Genomic DNA, 21,941 nt, shown 5'->3' on the forward strand with positions numbered 1-21,941 from the left:
TCCGCCCCGCTACTCCATGCCCGGCGTCGGCCTCACCGCGTGGGCCGCCGGCCGGCGGCGCAGTCGATACAAATAAGCGCCCGCCAGCAACAGGGTAAACGGAATGCCGAACCACAGCGTCATACGGAAGAAGTCGGTAAACGCGGTGGAAATCATCAGCGCCAGCATCAGGCCCGCCCCGAGCAGCGTGGTATAGGGGAACCCCCACAGGCGAAACCTCAGGTGCGTCCCGGCGTGGTGGCGCCGGAAAAACAGGTGGGTGATAAAAATCATCAGCCAGGTAAAGCAGGCGCCGAATACCGAGATCGACATCATCGCGGCGAAGGATTGCTCCGGCGCCGCCAGGCTGAGTACGATCGACACCACAATGCCGATGCATGACATCGCCAGCGCGTTGAGCGGGATACCGCGCCGGCTGACCCGCCCCAGCGCCGCCGGCGCCTGCCCGGCGCGCGCCAGCGAAAACAGCATGCGGGTGGTGATATACAGCTGGCTGTTCATCGCCGACAGGGCGGCAATCAGCACGATAAAGTTAAAGATGCCGCCGGCCGCCGGCAGGTGAATGACGTTCATCGCCAGCAGAAACGGGCTTTCCCCGGTGCCGGACTGACGCCAGGGCACCAGCGCCAGCATCAGCGCAATCGACAGCATATAGAAGATAAACAGCCGCAAAATGGTGCCCTTAAAGGCGCTGCGCACCGCCACGACCGGATTCTTCGCCTCGCCGGCGGCGACCGCAATCATCTCGATGCTCAGGTAGCTGAAGATGGACACGATCACCGCAAACCACATGCCGCTCAGGCCGAACGGGAAAAAGCCGCCGCCCGCGGTAAAATTGTGCAGGCCGAAGTGCGGGTTGGCGGAAAAGCTCAGAATGCCGATGCCGATAACGATAAACGCGCCAATCGCCAGCACCTTGATGGTCGACAGCGCGTATTCCACCTGGCCGAAAGACTTCACGCCGACCAGGTTAATCACCACCACCGCGGCGGAGAACAGCAGCACCCACGGCCAGGCCGGCGTATCCGGGAACCAGAACTGCATATACATGCCGATAGCGGTCACCTCGGTGCCCACCGCCAGAACCACGCATGACCAATAGGAGTAGCGCAGTAAAAAACCCCACAGCGGGCTGAGATAAAACTCGGCGTAATCGCCGAACGAGCCGGAGGTCGGGTGCTGCGAGGTCATCTCCGCCAGACAGCCCATCAGCAGCAGCGCCACCACGCCGCCAATCAGATAGCTCAGCAACACGCTCGGCCCGGCCATCTGTATCGCATAAGCGCTGCCGAGAAACAGGCCGGTGCCTATCGCGCCGCCGATGGCCAGCATCGACATCTGCCCGGCCGTCAGCTGCTTTTTCAGTCCGCCCTGCCGCCTGGCGATCTCATCAAAACGCGCCTGATCTTTCATTACGCTCTACCTTGTTGATGCATGACGGGAAACGGCCGGCCAATAATGCCGGTCGCGTAAAACAGCCGTTCGGTGAACACAGCAATCCCCGGTCCGATATATTTATCGACCGCAAGATTGTTCAAAAAAAATAACGATATCGACGTTGGCGATCTATGCGTAAATAATTTAATCGCAGGCAGTGGCGGTAATTTCTATTTTCATTCCCGGCACCACCAGTTTATCCACAATCACCGTAGAACGATTGGGGTACGGCGGATTAAAATAGCGTTTATATATCTCATCGAGCAATTTAACGTCGTTCACGTCGGTCAGATAAATAATTACCTGCAGCACGTTATCGCTGTGGCTGTTGGCGGCGCGCAGCGTCTGCGCCAGATTGTCGAACGTCAGCGCAATCTGCCGCTCCGCCGCGCCGGTTTCGATGCTGCCGTCCGCCCGCACCGGCCCGTGGGCGGTAAACAGCATGCCGCCGCCGCGCGTCGCCCATGAAAAAGGCTGCCCGATATCCGGCAGCCCGGTGTCAACGATGGTTCTCATCGGCCATCTTCCCCCTGTTGCAGTTGCTGAATCAACGCGCCGTCGGCGGCAAACAGCGCGTCCAGCACGTTGTAATGATTGGCGCCGGCCACCGGCTGCAGCCCGACCGTCAGGCCCTGCTGACGCAACGCCTGGCAGTAATGTTCGCTTTGCCCGATCAGTTCCGGCAGCTCCAGCGCGCCGTAGTACAGCGTCATCGGCGTAAGCCGCTCGGGAATATGCCGCGCCGGGCTGAGCGCGGCGATCTCCGCCGCCGTCAGCCGCAGCCGGTGATTGACATAGGTCGCCAGCAGCGGCTCCAGCTCAAAGATGCCGCTGATGGGGAACACCGCATCAACCAGCGGATGCTGCTGCCAGCGGGCGACCAGCTGCCCGCCGGCCGAGTGCCCGGCCAGCCAGACCGGGCCGCGCGGCGGCCGCTGCGCCAGTCGGCGTTGGATCGCGCTCAGCGCCGCGCCGATTTCTCCATCGATATCCGTCAGCGTCGCCTGCGGCGCGTGGCTATACTCCACCAGCACCACGTCTATCCCCAGCGCCAACGGCGCTGCGGCGATAAAGGCAAAATCCTCTTTATTACAAAACTGCCAGTAGCCGCCGTGAATAAATATCAACGTGCCAACGGCAGGATGCGGGGAATATAGCCAGTCAAACGTTTGACGCGCTAATTTTCCGTAAGGAATATTAGCGTCATGGTTGAACGCCTGATAAATATCACGACTTCGGCGCTGAAATGAGGCCAGAATCTCCGCCTCATTATCCACCGTCGAACCATTATCATAACTCCCCGGCATTAGTTTCATATATTGAACTTTGTTTATTATTTAATATATGGCTTAACTATTAGCAACCGGCCAAAATGTTGTCAAGAAATGAACAGAGGCAATGCGCGCCCGGTAGAATAAAATAAATTATCCGCCATAAAAGTTTTACCGGTGAAACTTTTCTCCGCCTCCGTTAATCCATCGCCACGCGCCTGTATCATCATGCATATCCCCTGCGGGTATATCGCTTAATTGTGATTGCGCTCGCTGACGCAGGCGTCGCTAAGTGCTTGAATAGTCGCCGTGCGAATTTTTATGCCTCCCGCTTAAAACACTTGCTATCACGGCCGGCTTTGCGGCATTTTTACTCAGGCAAGCCTGACGCTACCGTACCCATAAGCATTGATGAGTGCCCACGATGATTAAATGGCCATGGAAAACCACGCCCTCCCCGGCGCTGACGCCCGACCAGTGGCAGGAAGCGCTGGCTATTCCGCTGCTGATGCCGCTTGACGATGATGAGCGCTGCCGGCTGGCGGAGCTGGCTGCAAAGCTGCTGCAGCAAAAGCGCATCGTGCCGCTGCAGGGGCTGGCGCTGACGCCGCTGATGCAGATGCGTATCGCGCTGCTGTTCGCCCTGCCGGTGCTGGAGCTGGGGGTCGACGTGCTGGACGGCTTTAATGAGATCCTGCTGTATCCCTCGCCGTTTGTGGTGGAAGAAGAGTGGCAGGACGATCTGGGGCTGGTGCATTCCGGGCCGGTGGTGCAGTCCGGACAGAGCTGGGAACAAGGCCCCATCGTGCTGAACTGGCAGGACGTGCAGGACTCGTTCGATCTGTCCGGGTTTAACCTGGTGATCCACGAGGCGACGCATAAGCTGGATATGCGTAACGGCGGCGTCGCCAACGGCGTACCGCCGATGCCGCTGCGCGAGGTGGCGCTCTGGGAGCACGAGCTGCACGGCGCGATGGACGCCATTCAGGACGAAATCGATCTGGTCGGCGAGGAAGCCGCCAGCATCGACGCCTATGCCGCCAGCGACCCCGCCGAGTGCTTCGCGGTGCTGTCGGAATATTTCTTCAGCGCGCCGGACCTGCTGGCCCAGCGCTTCCCGGCGCTATACCCGCAGTTCTGCCGTTTCTACCGTCAGGATCCGCTGGCGCGGCTGCAGCGCTGGCAGGCCGCGCACGGCGATGGCGACGCGTGATGACGCCCGCCCTGCTCAGTTGCTGAGCAGTTGAATCAAAAGCGCTAAATTAGCGTTGACACACCCGGGGCGGCTGGATATGATGCGCCCCGTTCACACGATTCCTCTGTAGTTCAGTCGGTAGAACGGCGGACTGTTAATCCGTATGTCACTGGTTCGAGTCCAGTCAGAGGAGCCATATTTAGAAAAGCCCGCTTAAGGAAACTTAAGCGGGCTTTTTGCTTTCCGGAAACTCTCCCGCCACGCAAGCAACCGCTGCGTATTATCCACCGTAAATCAGCCGCTCTGCTATGCTGTATCCCGCAACCACCGTTGCCGACCAATCGGTGCGTCTGGGCAAGACTAGCGGAATAGTTGAGCCAATCCGCCGCGATTCGATGTGCTACCCGTAACCGGGTTGGGAGATGCCGTTTTATGAGCAACACATTCCATGTGTCGGGAATTTCAGGCAGCCTGCGCGCCGCCTCGTTAAACACCCGCTTTCTGCAGGCAATGGACCGATTACGGCCTGAGAACGTCAGCTTTACCCGCTACACGCACCTGGATGCGATCCCGCTGTTTAATGCCGATCGCGAAGATCATCCCTGTCCAACCCTGACGCACTGGCGCAGCGCCCTGGCCCGCGCCGATCTGGTGCTGCTGGTCAGCCCGGAATACGCGCATGGCGTGACCGGCGTGATGAAAAACGCGCTGGACTGGATCGTCGGCAGCGGTGAACTGCTCGATAAACCGCTGGCTTTTCCCAATCTCTCCCCGCGCGCGCGGCTGGCGCATGCGCAACTGGCGGAAACGCTGCAGATTATGGGCTGTCGTCAGCTTACTACCTGCAGCCCGCAGGCCACGCTGGCAGCACCGTATGTCTTGCCGGACGCCGATGAACAAACGCTGGCCGCCCACCCTGAAATCGGGCCTCGGCTTCAGGCGCTGTGGCGCAATATTGCAGAGGAACTCTCGGCGTTACGCTGAGGTACGCAGGAAAAGATAAAACGACAGGTAGGGATCTGGGCCTGTGGGATCTCGACGCGGGGGATAGACGTGACCTGCGGATTGCCGGACAACGGCAATCCGCGGGGTATTTTTGCTTAGAACGAGACCGTCAGCTGCGCATTCACCGAGTTGGCCTGCTGCTGCGAGCCATACTGCCCCTGATAGGACACCCCGACCCGCGTTGAACGCGTCAGCGGCACATCAAGACCGACGCCCACCACCGCCACGTCCTTGTCCACCGGCGCACCCTTGCTGGTGAAGCTGTCGCCGCTGGCGAACGCCATCCGCGCCGAAGTGTCCGTATCGCCATACGCGTGCTGCCAGCCCAGTTTGCCGTGCAGCGTTACGTCTACCCCAGATACCGGGATATCCGTCGCGCCGCGCAGCCCCAGCGTCGAGTAGAAGGTATTCATCGTTTCATCCTTCACGCTCAGCGCCGCCGCGCCGCCCTGCTCCTGCACCGCATCCGTATGCAGACGCACGTAGCTCAGGTTGACGAACGGCTCCACGCTCGCCGCCTCATAGCGCAGCCGGTAGCCCAGCTCCGTAAACGCCTGCAGCGTATTGCCGTCGTAATCCCCCGTCAGACGGTCGCGATAGCCGCCGAAGCCCACGTTGCGCTCGCTCTCTATCCGGTGCCAGCTGTAGCCCACACCGCCGCGCAGCGCCAGCGCATCGCGCTGCCCTGCACCATACAGACCCAAATGGTAGTTGTTGCTGTGGCCTGACGACGCCCTGCTATCTACGTCGAAACGCGTGCGGCTGTAGCCCGCGTACGCCCCCGCCCGCACCCCGTCGCTCAGCTCTCGGTCTGCCCCCACCAGGAAACCGCCGGTGTTGCTGTCCAGCTTGCCGACGTTGCCGTCGCCCTTGCTGCGCGTCCAACTGCCGAACATCTGGCCCCAGGCCCCGTTGCGCTCACGCTCCGGGCTCTGCACCAGGCTCATCGCCAGCGGCGGCACCGGCAGGCTGTCGCCGTCGAACATCGTCTGCATATGCTGGTTCACCACGCTGCCTACCAGCGTGCCGCTCTGCTGCAGGCTCGCCTGCACCGACGCATACTGCTCGCCGGACAGCTGATTAAACGCATCCCGCGCCTCGGCCGCGTTCAGCATCAGCAGCGCGTTGTACAGACCGAGCGACGGCCCCTGCTGCGCCAGCGAGCTCAGCGCCCCGGCGGTATTCCACTGGTTGTCGCTGGTCGCCACCGTCTGGAAGATGCCCGGCGCCTCCGGCTTGCCGCCGCTATCACCGTCGTCGCCGCCGCCGGTATGACCGTCATCACCGCCGCCGCTATGACCATCGTCACCGCCGCCGCTATGACCATCGTCACCGCCGCCGCTATGGCCGTCATCACCGCCGCCGGTCTCTTTCTGCCGGATGGTCAGATCGACATTTTGCCGATCGCGCGTCAACTCCGTGTCCAAAAAGGCCGAGTCCAGCACCGCTTCGCTGAACATGCCTTTAATACCGTCGCCAGAGGTTAAGATGCGATAGGTCTGTCCGTCCTGATAGCTGGTGTGCGGGTCAAGGGCATTGACCAGCACCTTAACGTCCTTGCCGATAGTCGTTTCACCCTGCATCCCCACCGTATCGCTGCGACCGTCCGCGGCAATGTCCACATCGTAGAACGCGCCATCCTTAAAGGTCAGATAGCTCCTGACGGTCAATTTACCTATATCGCCGTCGCCGGGGGAAAGATGGCCGCCGTTTTCCACCACCGTGCGGCCCATGGTCGCATTGCCGCCCAGCACGCCGCCGGACTCAACAAACAGTGAGGTCGAAAAACCGACATTGCGGGCAAACATTCCCATCGTGCCGTTAAGGATCAGCGTTCCGCCGTCTTCAACGCGCAGTTTATGCTCTTTTAACAGCTGATAATCAGGATTGGTGCCCAGATCGGTATTGATGGTCAGCTTGCCGCCCTTGACGAACACATCGCCGAAGTAATTGCCGAGATCGCCGGTCAACGTCGTCTGACCGGCGACATTAGCCATCACGCCGCTGCCGGTGAGAGTATTGGCGAACGTGTAATCATCTGCGGTATGGTTAAAAATAATGGTCGGCGCGGTCAGGGCAATGCCCGGTTCGAGTAGCCCGGGCGCCTGCGCCCCACCCAACGTCGGCGGCGTCCAACTGTTATCATCATCTGCGGGCACATAGCCGTCAAAAGAAGCGCGACTGCCGATAACCAGCGCCTTTTTCAGCGCCAGCTTGCCGCCGTCGTTGCTGAAGCGGCCATTGTCAGCTAATGACAGGACATCAACGTCGCTGCGCCCCTGAGAATGCAGGCGTGAGCCTTCACCACTGACGTAAATATCCGCGCTTTTTGTGCCGTTCCAGGGCCGGTCGGCCACCGCCAGCTCGCCGGCCGTCACCTGTGCACCGTCCAGCACATCCAGCTTGCCGGCCAGCGCCAGCCGGTTGGCTACCTGCCATTCGCTGCCTTTACCGGCGACGACCACTTTCGGGCCGTATCGGTAGTCGGTATCGTCCGGGCCGTAGTTCACCGTGGCATCATCGGTGACCAGGTGGGCGCCGTTCTCCACCCGCACCGTCGCCTGCGACTGGCGTTCAGAGCCGATAATCAGCTTTTTAGCGCTGAACGTACCGCCGTCTATCAACCACTCGCTGGCTTTATCCTGACCCATACTGACCGCGCCGGCATAGGAGACCGACTGGGAAACGTGGCGATCGCCGTCCAGCGTCACATCACCGCCGGGGGTAATTTGTTTAATCAGCAGATCGATAAACTGCTGGCCGCGTTTAAAGGTCGCTTCCAGAAAGGCCGAATCCAGCACCGCTTCGCTGAACATGCCGGCAATATCTTTTTCGGAGGTGAGTATGCGGTAGGTCTGTTCATCCTGATAGCTGGTGTAGGGATCCAGCATATTCACCAGCACCTTCACGTTGTTGCCGATTGTCGTCTGACCGACCACCGCCATGGTATCGCTGCGGCCGTCGGCGGCGATATCCACGTCATAAAACGCGCCGTCTTTAAAAGTCAGATAGCTGTTGACGTCGAACTTGCCCGTGCTGCCGTCGCCGGGAGAAATATGGCCGCCGCCCTCGATAATCGTACGACCGATGGTCGCATCGCCGCCCAGCCTCGCGCCGGGATCAACAAACAGCGAAGTGGTAAAACCGATGCCGCGTCCAAATCCCCCGATGGTGCCGTTGAGGATCAGCGTACCGCCTCGCTCAACGTATAAACCTTGATAAGGAGGATCACTCTTGTTGCGCCCCACATCAGAGTTAATCGTCAGCTTGCCGCCTTTAACGAAAATATCGCCGTGGAACTCACTGAGGTCGCCGGACATGGTGGTATTGCCGGCAAAATTGGCTATCGACGCATGTCCCTCGTCGTCCCTGACGCTGTTGACAAACTGATAGTCATCCGCAGTATGGTTGAAGATGAGGGAGTTCCAGCGCCCGCCCAAATATGTATCACGATCAAAGAAGACGACGATATTAGGATCCAATATGCCGGGCGCCTGCGCTTCCCCCAGGGTAAAAATATCCCACCCTTTCTCCACCACATCTTCATCATCCTGCGCATGGCCATCCAGGGTGCCGCGACTGCCTATTATCAGGCCGCCATGGATCTCTAACCCATCACTCGCGCTGCTAAAACGGCCATGATCGGACAGAGAGAGGATTTCAATTCTCGGATAACTTTCTATTTGCAGATGCGAACCGCTGCCGCTAACGACAATTTCCGTCGAACGGTTAGTGCCAACAATCGAGCCAGCCGAATCCAGCCGGCCGATGCTCATCACGCCGCCATCCAGCACATACAGCCCGTCTCTGATCGACAGTACATCACTGACCCGCCACTCGCTGCCCTGACCGCTGACCTTACCGAATCCGGCGCCGTCCACCTCTCTGATCCGCTTCTCGCCATTTTCGACATTGATGTTTTCCGCAGAGGCCGTACCGACCGTGCCGGCCAGCGTCAGCGCCGCCGCCAGCGCGACATACAGCCGCGACAGCCGGGTTTTGACCGGTAACGATGGATGCCCCCAGAGCTTTTCCATATGCCATCCCTCTGTTTGATTGTTATTATGCCGCCAACCGCGGCCCAATAAGGCTGGCAGAGGAACAAAGAATGCGCCACGCAGGGCGCACAATTCAGAAAAGACGTGCGGAAGGCAACCTGCGCCGTCCGCTGCCGGGGAAAGGTAGGAAGAAACAGCCGCCTGGCGGCGTTACTGCACCAGCGTCAGCGCGCGTTTCGGCTGGTTCGGCGCGGTAATCATCGCCAATAACTGTGCTTTAACCGCCTGCGCCGCTTCAGACAGCGGCTGCTGAACGGACACGCACAGCGCCAAGGGCAGCGCCAACGACGGGTTGCTGATGCGCGCCATCCAGGCTCTGGCCGGGCCGGTCAGCGCCCGCGCGGCGGACTCCGGCAGAATGGTCGCCCCCAGCCCGCCGGCGATGGCGGCGCTGAGCATGGTCGGCGATTCAATTTCACCGACCACGTTCAGCGCCAGCTTACGCACCGCCATCGCGTCTTCCACCTGATCGCGCACGCTGTCTCCCCGGTGCGGTAAAAACAGGTTCAGCCGCGCCAGCGCCCGCAGATCGATGTAGTCGCCGGGGTTGGGCACCGAACGCGACGCCACCAGATACAGATCTTCCTTCGCCAACACCGTGGTGTTGAAGCCCTGCGGCGCCTTTGCGCCGTATATCACCGCCATATCCAGCGCACAGCTGGCAACCTGATCGGTCAGCGCCGGGCCGGTATCTTCATGCAGACGCAGCAAGATGCCGGGGTGCGCATCACGCATCGCCTGCAGCAGCGGCGTCGCCAGCTGCGCGGCGGCGCAGCCGGATGCGAAGCCAAGGGCGACCTGCCCGCTGACCGCCAGCCCGATATTGCTGACGGCGGCCTGCGTCTGCTCGCACATGCGCAGAATCGTCTGCGCGTGGGCATAAAGAATATTGCCCGCCTCGGTCGGCATCACGCCGCGTTTGCTGCGAATCAACAGCTGCTGCTGGAGTTCACCTTCCAGCGTCGCCAGCTGCTGGCTTAACGCCGGTTGCGCAATATGCAGCACTTCCGCTGCCTGCGTCAGGCTGCCGATATCGACGATTTTGACAAAATATTTAAGACGTCTGAAATTCATGGAGCCCCCGTTATGCGCAAAAGAACAACGTTAACTCCACAGCAAAATCCGGGCCATAATCAGAGGAAAAACCAATAACGTCGCCAACGGGCTAAAAAAACAGGGAAAAGCGACAACGCTCAGCGGTGACCAGGCGCGCGCAGACGCCGGCGGCGGCGGCCCGCTGCACCAAAAAGAAGCAACGTCACCTGCCGGCGCGCGTCCAACCACTCAATAATGCAGCAGGTTGGGCGTTCTTGCAGCAAACGCGCCAAAATGCGTTTTTTCAGGCTTTACAAGCCCCGGCGGCCTCGCTATTATGCGCCCCGTTCACACGATTCCTCTGTAGTTCAGTCGGTAGAACGGCGGACTGTTAATCCGTATGTCACTGGTTCGAGTCCAGTCAGAGGAGCCATATTCAGAAAAGCCCGCTTAAGGCAACTTAAGCGGGCTTTTTGCTGTTTATCGCCTGGAGAGCTGCTTTTAGCGCATTCGTACGTTCTGTCCAGCGGCCAACGTTTACCGCCGGCTGGTTCTTCAAACCGTCATTCTGCAGCAGTGATAAAGCTCCGTGTTGTTCTAGCCGTCAGTAAAGCGGCCGGATTCCCCCGGCCGCCGTCACAGGCTTACCTCACAGCGCTTCACCGTTGGAGGCGATCACCCCCTGATACCAGTAGAACGACTTCTTGCGTGAACGCGACTGATCGCCGCTGCCGTCGTCATGCTTGTTCACATAGATAAAGCCATAGCGCTTGCTGTACTGGCCGGTGGTGAAGGAGACGCAGTCGATGCAGCCCCACGGCGTATAGCCCAGCAGCTCCACCCCGTCATAGCTGACAGCCTTGCCCATTTCGGCGATATGCGACTTCAGGTAGTCGATGCGGTAATCATCATTGATGCTGCCGTCTTCTTCCACCTTGTCATAGGCGCCGAAGCCGTTCTCGACGATAAACAGCGGCTTCTGATAGCGCTCATACAGCTCGCACAGCGCATAGCGCAGGCCGACCGGATCAATCTGCCAGCCCCAGTCGGAGGCTTTTACGTGCGGGTTCGGCACGCTGCCCTCAAAGCCGGAAATCGCGTCGCCCTCGCCGCCGGCGGCCTGCACCGCGTTGGTCATGTAGTAGCTGAAGCCCAGATAGTCGCAGCAGCCCTCGCGCAGGATCTGTTCGTCGCCCGCTTCCATCCGGATGTTGAAACCGCGGCGCTGCCACTCGTTCAGCACGTAGGATGGGTAGTAGCCGCGCAGCTGCACGTCGGTGAAGACATAGCGTTCACGCATCGATTCCTGCGCGTACATCACATCTTCCGGCTTACAGGAGAACGGATACAGCGGCACCATCGCCAGCATGCAGCCGATCTTCATCTCAGGATTGATGCGGTGGCCAATCTTCACCGCCAGCGCGCTGGCGACAAACTGGTGGTGCAGCACCTGATACATGGTCTCTTCCGGGTTCTCATGCTCGGTGTACACCACGCCGGAACAGCAGTAGCCGAACAGCGGCGCGCGCCAGTTGCGCTGGTTATTGATTTCGTTGAAGGTCATCCAGTACTTCACCTTGTGTTTGTAACGCTCAAACACCACCTCGGCGAAGCGGACAAAGAAATCGACCACCTGGCGGTTGGTCCAGCCGCCGTACTGCTGCACCAGATGCAGCGGCATTTCGAAGTGCGACAGGGTGATGACCGGTTCAATATTGTGCTTGAGCAGCTCATCGAACATCTCATCATAGAAGCGCAGCCCCTCTTCATTCGGCTCCGACTCATCGCCCTTGGGGAAAATTCGCGTCCAGGCGATCGAGGTGCGGAAACATTTGAACCCCATCTCGGCGAACAGTTTGATGTCATCTTTATAGTGATGATAAAAATCCACCGCTTCATGGTTCGGGTAATATTTACCCGGCACCACCGCCTGGGTGATCTCGCGCGGCACGCCGTGCGCGCCGCCGGTCAGCACATCACAAATGCTCGGGCCTTTGCCGCCCTGATCCCAACCTCCTTCAACCTGGTGTGCGGCAACCGCGCCGCCCCAAAGAAAATCCTGCGGAAATACGCTTTTCATCATCGCTCCTGTTGGTTACCCAATCTGCATTACCGGCTGCCCGCAGGCAACCTCTCTGTTTACCTCCAGCAGGCGCACCGCGAACTCATCACTGTTCAGCACCACAAACGGCGTGGTCACGTCATACCCCGCCGCCTCTATCGCCTGCTGCTCAAAGCGGATCAGCGGCTCGCCCGCCTTCACCTGCTGGCCCACCGTCACCAGCGTGTCAAAGTGCTGCCCCTGCAGCTTGACCGTATCCAGCCCGACGTGGATCAGCAATTCGGCGCCGTTGCCGCAGGTCAGCCCGACCGCATGGCGGCTGTCGATCACCGACGAGACCACCGCGTCGCAGGGCGCCAGGATCTGCCCGCCGGTCGGGCGGATTGCCACGCCCTCGCCCAGCAGTTTTTGCGCAAAGCTGGGATCGTTCACCTGCTCCAGTGGCACATAGCGCCCCGCCACCGGGGACAGCAGCGTCACCGCCTGCGGCTGCGCCGCCGGTTCGTCGGCCGCCGGCTGCCCTGCCGCCGCCGGTGCAACGCCGTCCAGCGTCAGCGGCGGATCGTCAAAGCCCACCGCGTACACCATCGCCATGGTGCTGACAATCGCCGTGGCGACACCGGCCAGTTCGCCGATAAATGACATCGGGTTTTCCGCGCTGATGGCGTTCACCACGGTCAGCAAGCTGGGTAACCCTGCATAAGCATAGTAGTAGCTGCCGAAGAAGCTGGTGACCAGTGCGCCTAACGCGCCGCCGATACAGCCGCAGATAAACGGTTTTTTCAGCCGCAGGGTGACGCCGTACAGCGCCGGCTCGGTAATGCCGAAGACGCCGGTGACGCCGGCGGAAAACGCCGTGGTTTTAAACTGCGGGTTGCGCGACTTAAAGCCGACGGCCAGCGCCGCCGCCATCTGCGCCACGACCGCAATGGTCTGGAAAGCCTGAAAAGAGTCGCGGCCGTGCGCGTCGAAGTTGGCCATAATCACCGGGGTTATGCCCCAGTGCACGCCGAAGATCACCACCATTTGCCAGACGCCGCCAATCAGGGCGGCGGCCAGCGCCGGCGCGGTCTCAAACAGCCAGTTGTAGCCGCCGGCAATGGCGAACGCCGCCGAGCTGGTGATCGGGCCGATCAGCAACAGCGTAAACGGCACCATAATCAGCATACAGACCAGCGGGGTGAACAGCTCGCTGACCACGTCGGGGATCGCCCGGCGGGCGTACTTCTCCACATACGACAGGCACCAGATCATAAAGATCGGCGGCAGCACCGACGAGGTGTACACCGTTTCCGCCAGCGGCAGGCCGAGGAAAGTGATCGCTTCGCCCTGCGCGATGCGCGCGGCGATGGCGCCCCACGCCGGGTTAATCAGCGCGCAGCTGCACAGCACCGCAATAAAGGTGTTGCAGCGGAAAAAGCGTGACGCGGTAATGGCAATCAGCACCGGCAGAAAAGCAAACGGCGTCCAGGACATAAAGTTGAGCACCGCGAAGGTACCGCCGTCCGCCAGCTGCGGTGCAAAATATCTGGCGACGATCAGCGCCCCCTGCAAAATACCCGCCGCCGCCAGCACGAATACGATCGGCGCGAAAATCGCCGACATGGAGCCGATCACCGCGTCCAGCAGGCGCACCTTGGCGCCGTCGTTTTTTAACTGGCTCACATCGACCAGGCCGGAAAAGGCGTCATACACCTCCGCCACGTGCGCGCCGATCACCACCTGGAACTGTCCGCCGCTCTGCACCACCATGATAACGCCCGGCAACTGTTTAACCCGCTCCTCCGCCCGCGTCGGCGTCTCCTTCAACACCAGCCGCAAACGGGTGGCGCAACGGGCAAAACTCACCAGATTATCCTGCCCGCCGACCTCCACCAGAATATCGCCGGCAAGCCGGGCATAGTCTCTTATTTTTGTCATTTTTTAATGCCTTATCGTTGATGGTAAGACAAATTCAAGCGTGTTTCTCAAGAATGAAACCGGTTGCAGGATAAGGACGATATTTACGCACTGCAACCGGTTTCAGTAAGAAGTGTGTCTGGGGTAACAGTTTGAACATCACCAGGGGAAAAGCTCACTGCGGAAAGGAAACGGCCATCTGCAGGACGCAGATAGCCGGAACGCGGGCTGTCAGCCCGCCGTCAGGCTGCCGCGCAGCAGACTGCGCTCTTCTGCGCCGCCCAGCAGCGCCAGCGCGCGCTGTGCCAGCGTATCCAGCGAATAGGCGATCGACGGCACCACCGGCGCGCCGGGCCACTGCGGCGCACCGTCCAGGCTGAACACCATCACCTGCCCCGGCACCTGGCGCTGATACTGCGCCAGCAGCGTCAGCGCCTCCTGCGCCTGGCAGTCGTCGGTCACCAGCAGCGCATTAAACGGCATCCCGCCGTTGAGCAGCCGCTGCAGCGCAATGCGCGTCACCGGCTCATCGTCCACCACCAGCCGGCGGTTATAGGGGATCAGGTGCATTTCCAACGCGTGACAATAGCCCTGCAGCACCTGTTCGGCGGCGTCGCCGGCGGCAAAGTTAATCAGGGCGATCTGCCGCCGCTGCTGGCCGGCCAGGTAGTGCACCGCGGTTTCCGCGGCAAACGGGTGGTCAACCCCCACGCTTTTCGCCGTCGATGGCGCGACGCAGTCCAGACACACCGCGTTGTCCGGCAACGGCGGCAGCGCAAAACGCGCGCCGACCACGATCAGCGCATCGCACCAGCCGCTGCTCAGCTCCGCCACCGCCGCGCCCAGCGTTGCGGCGTCGTTGGCAAACCGCAGCAGCAGATGCTTCTGCTGGCGGCTCAGCTGTTTTTCCAGCGCCTGGAGATAACCGGTCGCCTGCTGCACGTGTTCCGTGGCGCAAATCACGCCGATGCAGCCGGTGCTCTGGCTGGTGAGCGACTGGGCGACGGCGTTCGGGCGATAGTTCAACGTTTCCACCGCCCGCAGCACCGCCTGCCGGCTCTCTTCCTTTACCCCGCGGCTGCCGCTCAGCACCCGGGACACCGTGGCTTTTGATACCTGCGCCAGGCGGGACACATCATTGATATTGGCCATAACTGCGGGTCTTCCTGCTGATGAACAAAAGCGGGCCGACGGCCCGCCGGTGATTATCCCTGAGCCGACGGCCGTTGTCGTTGGTAAAGTTCGACCATTTCTGCAATTAGCTCCCGCGCCAGTATCGCATTCATCAGGTGATCCTGCGCGTGCACCATAATCAGCGTCATCGGCGTTTTGCCTTCGCCGCCGTCCTGTTCGATCAGCCGGGTCTGCACCCGGTGCGCGGCGCGGGAAAACTCATCGGACTGCCGCAGCAGCGCCTGCGCCTGGGCAAAATCGCCGTCGCGCGCCGCCTGCAGCGCGCTGAAGCACAGGCTGCGCGTCTGGCCGGCGTTGACGATGATCTCCATCACCGTACTTTCCAAATCGTCCATCAGCGCGGCTCCTCAAATCCGTTGGCGGCGGCGGTGGCGGCGAACCATTCACCGCTTTTCTTGATGCGCCGCTGCTGGCTCGCCAGATCCAGTTGCACAAAGCCGTAACGGTTCTTGTAGGCGTTGCACCACGACCAGTTATCGATAAAGGTCCACATATGGTAACCCAGGCAGCGGCTGCCCTCGGCGATGCCCCGGTGCACCCACTGCAGATGCTGGCGGATAAAATCGATGCGATAGTCGTCTCGGATCTGCCCGTCCTGCTCAAAGCGCCGCTCATCCTCCACCCCCATGCCGTTCTCGGAAATAAAGCAGCGCGGATTGCCGTAGTTTTCCCGCAGGTTGGTGAGAATATCGTAGATGCCCTTTTCGTAAATCTCCCAGCCGCGGTAGGGGTTCATCTTGCGGCCCGGCATCGCATAGTGGCTGAAGAACCACTCCGGCATAAACGGGCTGTCGGGGTTAACCTGGCTGTCGCGGCACTGGACGCGCCGCGGCTGGTAGTAGTTGATGCCCAGCAGATCCACCACGCCCTGCGCCAACAGCGCGGCATCCTCCGACTGGCAGGCCGGCAGCTGCCCGTGCTGGCGCAGCAGCGCCACCAGCTCCTGCGGGTAGCTGCCGCGCAGCGCCGGGTCGAGGAAGCTGCGGTTAAACAGCAGATCGGCGAGGTGCGCCGCCTGCACATCGGCCGGGTTGGCGGAGCGCGGGTAGGAAGGCGTCAGGTTGAGGATAATGCCGATCTCCCCGCCCTGTCCGCGGGCGCGGTAGTTGCGCACCGCCAGCGCATGGGCCAGCATGGTGTGGTAGGCCACCGTCGCGGCGCGTTTAAAGTCCACCACGTTCGGATAGTGGAAGTCATACAGATAGCCGCCCTCCACCGGTACGATCGGCTCGTTAAAGGTGAACCAGTGCTTGACCCGATCGCCGAACAGGCGGAAGCAAACGTCGGCAAATTCGGCGTACGCCTGCACCACCTCGCGGCTTTCCCAGCCGCCCTGCTGCTGCATCGCCAACGGCATATCAAAGTGAAACAGGTTGATAAACGGCGTAATGCCCTGCGCCAGCAGCTCATCAATCACCTGGTTATAAAACGCCGCCGCCTGCGGATTGACCTCGCCGCGCCCCTGCGGGATCAGCCGCGCCCAGGAGATCGAGGTGCGGAAGCTGTTGTGGTTCAGCCGCTTCAGCAAGGCAATGTCGTCGCGCCAGCAGCGGTAGAAATCCGAGGTCTGCTGCGGGCCGACCTGCTGGTGAAAGCGCTCCGGCTGCAGGCGGAACCATTCGTCCCAGATGGTGGCGCTTTTGCCGCCGCCGAGGCTTTCGCCTTCGCTCTGCGGCGCCGAACTGGCGCTGCCCCACCAGAAATCTTGCGGAAATGCATATTTCATCACGACCCCTTATGTCAGGAATTAACGGCGGCTTCGCCGCCCTGTGGTGATTGTTTTTCCTGCTCCTGCCTGATCAGCGTGCGCTCATAGGCCTTCAGGAACGGGTAGTACATCAGCGCCGACAGCACCATGCAGAACAGGCACATCAACAGCGGGCTGAGCGCCCAGTTCGCCGCCCAGGAGGCGCCGATCGGCGCCGGGGTGGTCCACGGCGTCAGCGACACCACCTGCGCCACCCAGCCCAGTTTGGTGGCGATATAGGCGAAGGTGGCATTAATCATCGGCACCAGAATAAACGGCAGGAAAAACACCGGATTCATAATGATCGGCGCGCCGAACAGGATCGGTTCGTTGATGTTGAAGATGCTGGGCACCACGCCCATCTTGCCGATGCTGCGCAGATGCGCCGCCCGGCTGCGCAGCAGTAAAAACGCCAGCGGCAGCGTGGAGCCGACGCCGCCGATCAGCAGGTAGTGATCCCAAAAGCCCTGCAGGTAGATATGCGGCAGCGCCGCGCCCGCCGCCAGCGCGCTCTGGTTCAGCGCCAGGTTGGTCATCCAGAACGGGTTCATAATGCCGGTGACGATCAGCGCGCCGTGAATACCGGCGAACCACAGCACCTGGCAAATAAGCACCGAGATCAGGATCGCCGGCAGCGAGTCCGACGCCGACACCAGCGGCTGCAGCAGATGCATGATCGCCTGAGGAATAATCATGCCGGTGTAGCTCTGCACCAGCAGGTTGAGCGGGTGCAGGGTGGCGACAATCACCACCACCGGGATCAGGATCTCGAACGAGCGCGCGACGCCGGTCGGCACCTCCTGCGGCAGGCGGATGGTGATCTTGTGTCGCTTCAGCCAGGCGTACACTTCACCGGCATACAGCGCGGTAATAATGGCGGTGAAAATCCCCTCGCCGGAGAAATACTGCGCGGAGATGGTGCCATCGCGGTACGGCGCCGCCACCAGCAGAAACGCCATCAGCGCCAGCAGGCCGGTCATAATCGGGTCAAGCTTATAGTGCCGCCCCAGACTGGCGCCGATCCCCACCGAGATAAAGAAGGTCATCACCCCCATGCTGAGGTAAAACGGCAGCATCAGCTGCTCGCGGTACTGCAGGGAAAAGTTCAGCCAGCCGCGGGCAAAGGCCCAACTGCTGTCGGCGGAGAACGGCGGGAAGATAAACACCAGCATAAACGAGCCGATGATCATAAACGGCAGCGCGGAGACAAAGCCGTCGCGGATCGCAATCACATGGCGCTGCTGGCCGACGCTGCCGGCCAGCGGCGTCACCTTCTGCTCGATAAGGTTGACCATCGCCTGATAGAGGGACGTCATGCCGGCTCTCCCTGCTGTGCGATCAACTCCAGCGCGAAGTCCAGCACCTTATCGCCGCGCTGCATGCCGTAATCCATCATGTCGATCGCCGCGACCGGAATGCCCTGCTCCGCCGCACGCGCCGACAGCGCCGGCAGCATGTATTTCACCTGCGGCCCCAGCAGCACTACCTGATAGCGGCTGAACTGCTCGTCAAACTCCCCCGCGCTGTAGGCGGCGATCTCCACCGGCAGATCGCGGCTGGCGGCCTCCGCCGTCATTTTTTTCACCAGCAGACTGGTCGACATCCCCGCAGAACAGCAAAGCATAATCTTCTTCATTGTTATTACCCCAGTGATGGATGGATGCGTTTCTCACCGCCATTGGAAACGATATGGAAACCGGTTTCCAATGCCAATAAACCGGAATGAGAGCGTTCTCAAGCATCGGAGATAAAATCAGGGAAACGGCGTGAGGCGGGTCACAAGTTATGCCGTTAGCGGGCATTGCGGCATAAAAAAACCCGTAGCACGTGCTACGGGGCAGAAAAATCACAGGTCAGCATGCCACTCTGTTAAGCGAGCGCGTAGTACACCACCAGCTGACCCTTCTTCATTTTCAGCGCGCTGATGGTCACCTCGCCCAGCTCGGCCAGCGAGCGCACGTGGGTGCCGCCGCAGCCGTAGGCCGGCAGATCGCCGAAGCCGACCTGACGCACGCCGTTTTCCTGCTGCTGACGGCGCGGCAGGTCGGCGGCGATCAGCGTATTCATCGCCTGCTGCAGCCACGCCTGCTCCAGCGCCCTGACGCCGTCGCCGGGCGCCAGGGTAATGCGTCCCTCACCCGGCCAGTGGTGCGCCTTCACCGGCCGCCAGCCCTGCGTCTCCCCCAGATAGCCAATCAGATGGCCGGCGGAGTGCCAGCGCGCATGCAGCGCGCGCAGCCGGCCGTCAACTGCCAGCGTAACCGGCCCCGGCGGCTGCGGCCGTGCCACCACGTGCAGGATATCGTCGCCGTGCGGCACCAGCCGCAGCAGCGGCTCGCCGTTCAGGCTGCCGCCGTCGGCCGGCTGGCCGCCGCCCTGCGGATGAAACAGCGTGCCGTCCAGAACAAGCGCATGGTTACCGTCCTCCAGCGGCCGGCAATCCAGCAGCTGCGCCTGCCCCTGCAGTTCATCGCTGTAGTAATAACGTCGTTCGGTCATCGTTTATTCTCCGGTTGATTCACCCTGCACACAGTATATTCATGTCATAATCAGAGGATAATCCGTTACCAGAAGAATGGACTTTTGCGCTGTGATCACAAATCAAGCCTCCGCATTACTGGCCGAGATGGCCGTATTCGTCCAGGTGGCCGAGAGCGGCAGTTTCTCCGCCGCCGCCCGCCGGCTGGGCGCGTCGCCTTCGGCCGTCAGCCGCAGCGTCAGCAAGCTGGAACAGGCGCTGGGGCTGCGGCTGCTGCACCGCACCACCCGTAAACTGCGCCTGAGCGAACCGGGAGAGAGCGCCCTGCAGTACTGTCGGCAGATGCTGGCGGCGGCCGAGGCGGTGCTCAGCCTCAGCGGGCAAAACCATGCCGAACCGGAAGGATTGGTCAGCGTCAGCGTACCGAAAGCGGTCGGCCGCTTTGTGCTGCACCCGCATATGCCGGCCTTTCTGCAGCGCTACCCCAAGGTGGACGTGCGACTGCGGCTGGAAGACCGCTATATGGATTTGATTGACGACGGCGTGGATCTGGCGCTGCGCATCACCGACAGCCCGTCGCCGGGCCTGATTGGCCGCAGGCTGATGGAGATTGAGCACCTGCTGTGCGCCACGCCGCACTATCTGGCGCAGCACGGCACGCCGCAACAGCCGCAGGAGCTGGCGCAGCACAGCTGCATCTATCTGGGGGAGACGCCGCACGACGCACGCTGGCGTTTCCGCCGCGCGGGCAGGACGCAGACGGTCAACGTGCGCGGGCGCTATGCCGCCAACCACACCGGCGTGCGGCTGGATGCGGTCAGGCAGCATATTGGCATCGGCAGCCTGCCGTACTTTACCGCCCGGCAGGCGCTGGCGGACGGCGAGCTGGTGCAGGTGCTGCCAGAGTGGGAGTTTCTCAGTAATTATCGCGGCGGGCTGTGGCTGCTGTATGCGCCGACGCCGCACCTGCCCGCCCGGCTGCGGGTGTTTATCGACCATCTGGTCGCCTGCCTGGCGCAGCAGCCGCGGCTTACAGCGCCTTGCGCAGAGTGATATTGATGCGCTGCGGCCCCACCAGCGAGTGGTAGCCCTCCTTCACCGGCAGAATGCCGTGGAAGCACAGCCGCGACGGGCCGCCCCACACCACCACGTCGCCGTGCGCCAGCGGAATGCGCCGCGCCCGGTCGCTGCGCTGCAGGCCGCCGAACTGGAACACCGCCGGCAGCCCGAGCGATACCGAGACGATCGGCGCGCCGAAATCGCGCTCGTCCTTGTCCTGATGCAGCGACAGTTTGCTGCCGGGGTCGTAACGGTTGATCAGGCAGGAGTCCGGCGTAAAGTGGCCAAAGCCGGCCTGCAGCGCGGCTTCGTCCGCCAGCGCCAGCAAAATGGGCGGGATCGCCGGCCAGCGGCGGCCGCTGCGCGCGTCGCGCTCGGCGTAGCGGTAGCCGCGGCTGTCGCTGGTCCAACCGTTGCCGCACCAGCTCATCGCCACCGACATGGTATAGCCGCCGGGCGTGGTCAGATGCCGCCACGGCACCTGCGCCACCACGCCGCGCACCGCCGCCAGCAGCTCGGGGCCGTGGTCGCGCACAAAACCGTGCAGCACCACCGCGCCGGGGGCGATCTCCTCGCGCCACGGCGCCGGCAGCGCGTCTTCAAAAAGGTCGATCGTCATCGCCGATACCTGTGTATTTAACCAGTATTCATTGTAGCGGCGAAAACGCGCTTGTCCAGCGCCGCCGTCAGCGGCGAAGATATCCGTCTAATAGATTGATTCAGAAGAAAATAAACGTAGTTACGTTGTCACCATCAAGCGTAAAGCGCCCGTTGAAACGCCGCCCGGCCGGGCACTGCGGCGTTAAATCCTGCAGCAGCGCCAGCGTAAAGGTCTGCGCCTGCGGATCCAGCGCGACGATGTGCGCATCGAGAAAATCAAAGTAGCGCCGCACCTGCGGGTAGAGCGCCTTGAACAGGCTCTCTTTGGCGGAAAACGTCAGCGTCAGCGCCAGGCTGAACGGCAGCGGCTGCTGACGCAGCCACGCCTGCTCCGCCGGATTGACGATCCCGCTCCACAGCTGCTCGGCGCGCTGCGCCGGCATCTGCGTTTCCACATCCAGCCCGACGCCGCCGCCGCGGGTCGCCGGCGCCACGGCGCACAGCGCAGTATCCGCGTTGTGGCTCAGCGCGCCGGCAATGCCGACCGGCCAGACCGGCGCGCGATCGGCGCCGCGCGCCACCAGCTGCTGCGGATGCCCCAGCGCCTCCAGCGCCTGGCGTGCCAGCAGGCGTCCGGCCAGATACTCCGCCCGGCGCTTCGCCACCGCCGCGGACAGATGGTCAGGGAACGGCAGCGCCGCCTGTTGCCACAGCGCGTCATGGTAGGCCGTCAGGCTGAAACGGCCGCGGATAACCCGGCCGGGAAAGTCGCTGACCGGCAGCCAGCAGATATCGGTAAGAAACGTAGTGAGCACGGCGGTTCCGCAGTTTAGGATCGACGGGGAGCAGTGTAATGCGAGTGACGGGCGGGCGTACAGCCCCTCTCTCACCGGAGAAAGG

The 21,941-nt window shown here is 61.6% G+C and carries 19 protein-coding genes and 2 tRNA genes; 5 read left to right on the top strand and 16 right to left on the bottom strand.

Translation table 11 applies throughout. The features are described from left to right. Positions 1-9: 9 nt before the first annotated feature. The 4 genes from D781_RS13890 to D781_RS24290 all read right to left on the bottom strand — a co-directional run bounded on the left by D781_RS13890 (position 10) and on the right by D781_RS24290 (position 2,938). A complete protein-coding gene (locus D781_RS13890; protein ID WP_015672972.1) occupies positions 10-1,413 on the bottom strand; it encodes an amino acid permease in 1,404 nt (467 codons plus the stop codon). Positions 1,414-1,581: 168 nt separating this feature from the next. Further along, positions 1,582-1,953, bottom strand: a complete 372-nt coding sequence (locus tag D781_RS13895) for a RidA family protein (RefSeq protein ID WP_015672973.1) — start codon at positions 1,951-1,953, stop codon at positions 1,582-1,584. Then, the gene (locus tag D781_RS13900) at positions 1,950-2,753 is read right to left on the bottom strand and encodes an alpha/beta hydrolase (RefSeq protein ID WP_015672974.1); all 804 of its coding nucleotides are present in this window, start codon (positions 2,751-2,753) and stop codon (positions 1,950-1,952) included. Before D781_RS13900 ends, D781_RS13895 begins: the two co-directional genes overlap by 4 nt. 62 nt (positions 2,754-2,815) lie before the next feature. After that, complete coding sequence (locus D781_RS24290; protein ID WP_255346650.1) at positions 2,816-2,938, bottom strand: hypothetical protein; 123 nt, start codon at positions 2,936-2,938, stop codon at positions 2,816-2,818. 194 nt (positions 2,939-3,132) lie between these two features. Between D781_RS24290 and mtfA the strand changes: the two genes are divergently transcribed. The 3 genes from mtfA (at position 3,133) to D781_RS13915 (ending at position 4,887) form a co-directional block, all read left to right on the top strand. Beyond that, positions 3,133-3,921 carry a DgsA anti-repressor MtfA gene (gene mtfA, locus D781_RS13905; protein ID WP_015672975.1) on the top strand — a complete coding sequence of 263 codons (789 nt, stop codon included), beginning with the start codon at positions 3,133-3,135 and terminating at the stop codon, positions 3,919-3,921. Positions 3,922-4,023: 102 nt separating this feature from the next. Continuing rightward, a tRNA-Asn gene (locus D781_RS13910) sits at positions 4,024-4,099 on the top strand. Between the two features lie 236 nt (positions 4,100-4,335). Then, positions 4,336-4,887, top strand: coding sequence for an NADPH-dependent FMN reductase (locus D781_RS13915; RefSeq protein ID WP_015672976.1), 552 nt, complete (start codon positions 4,336-4,338; stop codon positions 4,885-4,887). A gap of 116 nt (positions 4,888-5,003) precedes the next feature. Here D781_RS13915 and D781_RS13920 read toward each other — a convergent pair whose 3' ends face one another. Both D781_RS13920 and nac read right to left on the bottom strand, forming a co-directional pair. Continuing rightward, positions 5,004-8,945, bottom strand: coding sequence for an autotransporter outer membrane beta-barrel domain-containing protein (locus D781_RS13920; protein ID WP_015672977.1), 3,942 nt, complete (start codon positions 8,943-8,945; stop codon positions 5,004-5,006). 171 nt (positions 8,946-9,116) lie between these two features. Further along, positions 9,117-10,040, bottom strand: coding sequence for a nitrogen assimilation transcriptional regulator NAC (nac, locus tag D781_RS13925; protein WP_015672978.1), 924 nt, complete (start codon positions 10,038-10,040; stop codon positions 9,117-9,119). 318 nt (positions 10,041-10,358) lie between these two features. Here nac and D781_RS13930 point away from each other — a divergent pair. After that, positions 10,359-10,434: transfer RNA gene (locus tag D781_RS13930), tRNA-Asn, on the top strand. Between the two features lie 216 nt (positions 10,435-10,650). Here the strand turns inward: D781_RS13930 and D781_RS13935 are convergent. The 8 genes from D781_RS13935 to D781_RS13970 all read right to left on the bottom strand — a co-directional run bounded on the left by D781_RS13935 (position 10,651) and on the right by D781_RS13970 (position 19,402). Then, positions 10,651-12,081, bottom strand: coding sequence for a 6-phospho-beta-glucosidase (locus tag D781_RS13935; protein ID WP_015672979.1), 1,431 nt, complete (start codon positions 12,079-12,081; stop codon positions 10,651-10,653). A gap of 15 nt (positions 12,082-12,096) precedes the next feature. Then, complete coding sequence (locus D781_RS13940) at positions 12,097-13,983, bottom strand: glucose PTS transporter subunit IIA (RefSeq protein WP_015672980.1); 1,887 nt, start codon at positions 13,981-13,983, stop codon at positions 12,097-12,099. Positions 13,984-14,193: 210 nt separating this feature from the next. Next, positions 14,194-15,114 carry a LacI family DNA-binding transcriptional regulator gene (locus D781_RS13945; RefSeq protein ID WP_015672981.1) on the bottom strand — a complete coding sequence of 307 codons (921 nt, stop codon included), beginning with the start codon at positions 15,112-15,114 and terminating at the stop codon, positions 14,194-14,196. A 53-nt stretch (positions 15,115-15,167) separates the two neighbouring features. After that, positions 15,168-15,491 carry a PTS lactose/cellobiose transporter subunit IIA gene (locus D781_RS13950; protein ID WP_015672982.1) on the bottom strand — a complete coding sequence of 108 codons (324 nt, stop codon included), beginning with the start codon at positions 15,489-15,491 and terminating at the stop codon, positions 15,168-15,170. Continuing rightward, complete coding sequence (locus D781_RS13955; RefSeq protein WP_015672983.1) at positions 15,491-16,882, bottom strand: glycoside hydrolase family 1 protein; 1,392 nt, start codon at positions 16,880-16,882, stop codon at positions 15,491-15,493. The genes D781_RS13950 and D781_RS13955 overlap by 1 nt, the downstream gene beginning before the upstream one ends. A gap of 14 nt (positions 16,883-16,896) precedes the next feature. Continuing rightward, a complete protein-coding gene (locus D781_RS13960; RefSeq protein ID WP_015672984.1) occupies positions 16,897-18,219 on the bottom strand; it encodes a PTS sugar transporter subunit IIC in 1,323 nt (440 codons plus the stop codon). Then, positions 18,216-18,539 (bottom strand): PTS sugar transporter subunit IIB, encoded by a 324-nt coding sequence (locus tag D781_RS13965; RefSeq protein WP_015672985.1) that lies wholly within the window; start codon positions 18,537-18,539, stop codon positions 18,216-18,218. Before D781_RS13965 ends, D781_RS13960 begins: the two co-directional genes overlap by 4 nt. A gap of 233 nt (positions 18,540-18,772) precedes the next feature. Beyond that, positions 18,773-19,402, bottom strand: a complete 630-nt coding sequence (locus D781_RS13970) for a metal-dependent hydrolase (RefSeq protein WP_015672986.1) — start codon at positions 19,400-19,402, stop codon at positions 18,773-18,775. A 91-nt stretch (positions 19,403-19,493) separates the two neighbouring features. On the opposite strand from D781_RS13970, the gene D781_RS13975 reads away from it, so the two are divergent. Then, positions 19,494-20,435 (top strand): LysR family transcriptional regulator, encoded by a 942-nt coding sequence (locus D781_RS13975; protein WP_233494092.1) that lies wholly within the window; start codon positions 19,494-19,496, stop codon positions 20,433-20,435. Here D781_RS13975 and alkB read toward each other — a convergent pair. Together alkB and D781_RS13985 are read right to left on the bottom strand one after the other, a co-directional pair. Continuing rightward, positions 20,413-21,060, bottom strand: a complete 648-nt coding sequence (alkB, locus tag D781_RS13980) for a DNA oxidative demethylase AlkB (RefSeq protein ID WP_015672988.1) — start codon at positions 21,058-21,060, stop codon at positions 20,413-20,415. The genes D781_RS13975 and alkB overlap by 23 nt on opposite strands. Before the next feature lie 100 nt (positions 21,061-21,160). Further along, positions 21,161-21,856 carry a 4'-phosphopantetheinyl transferase superfamily protein gene (locus D781_RS13985; RefSeq protein WP_015672989.1) on the bottom strand — a complete coding sequence of 232 codons (696 nt, stop codon included), beginning with the start codon at positions 21,854-21,856 and terminating at the stop codon, positions 21,161-21,163. Positions 21,857-21,941 lie beyond the last annotated feature (85 nt).

The sequence above is a fragment of the Serratia sp. FGI94 genome (assembly GCF_000330865.1).
In the GTDB taxonomy this organism is placed as follows: domain Bacteria; phylum Pseudomonadota; class Gammaproteobacteria; order Enterobacterales; family Enterobacteriaceae; genus Serratia_B; species Serratia_B rubidaea.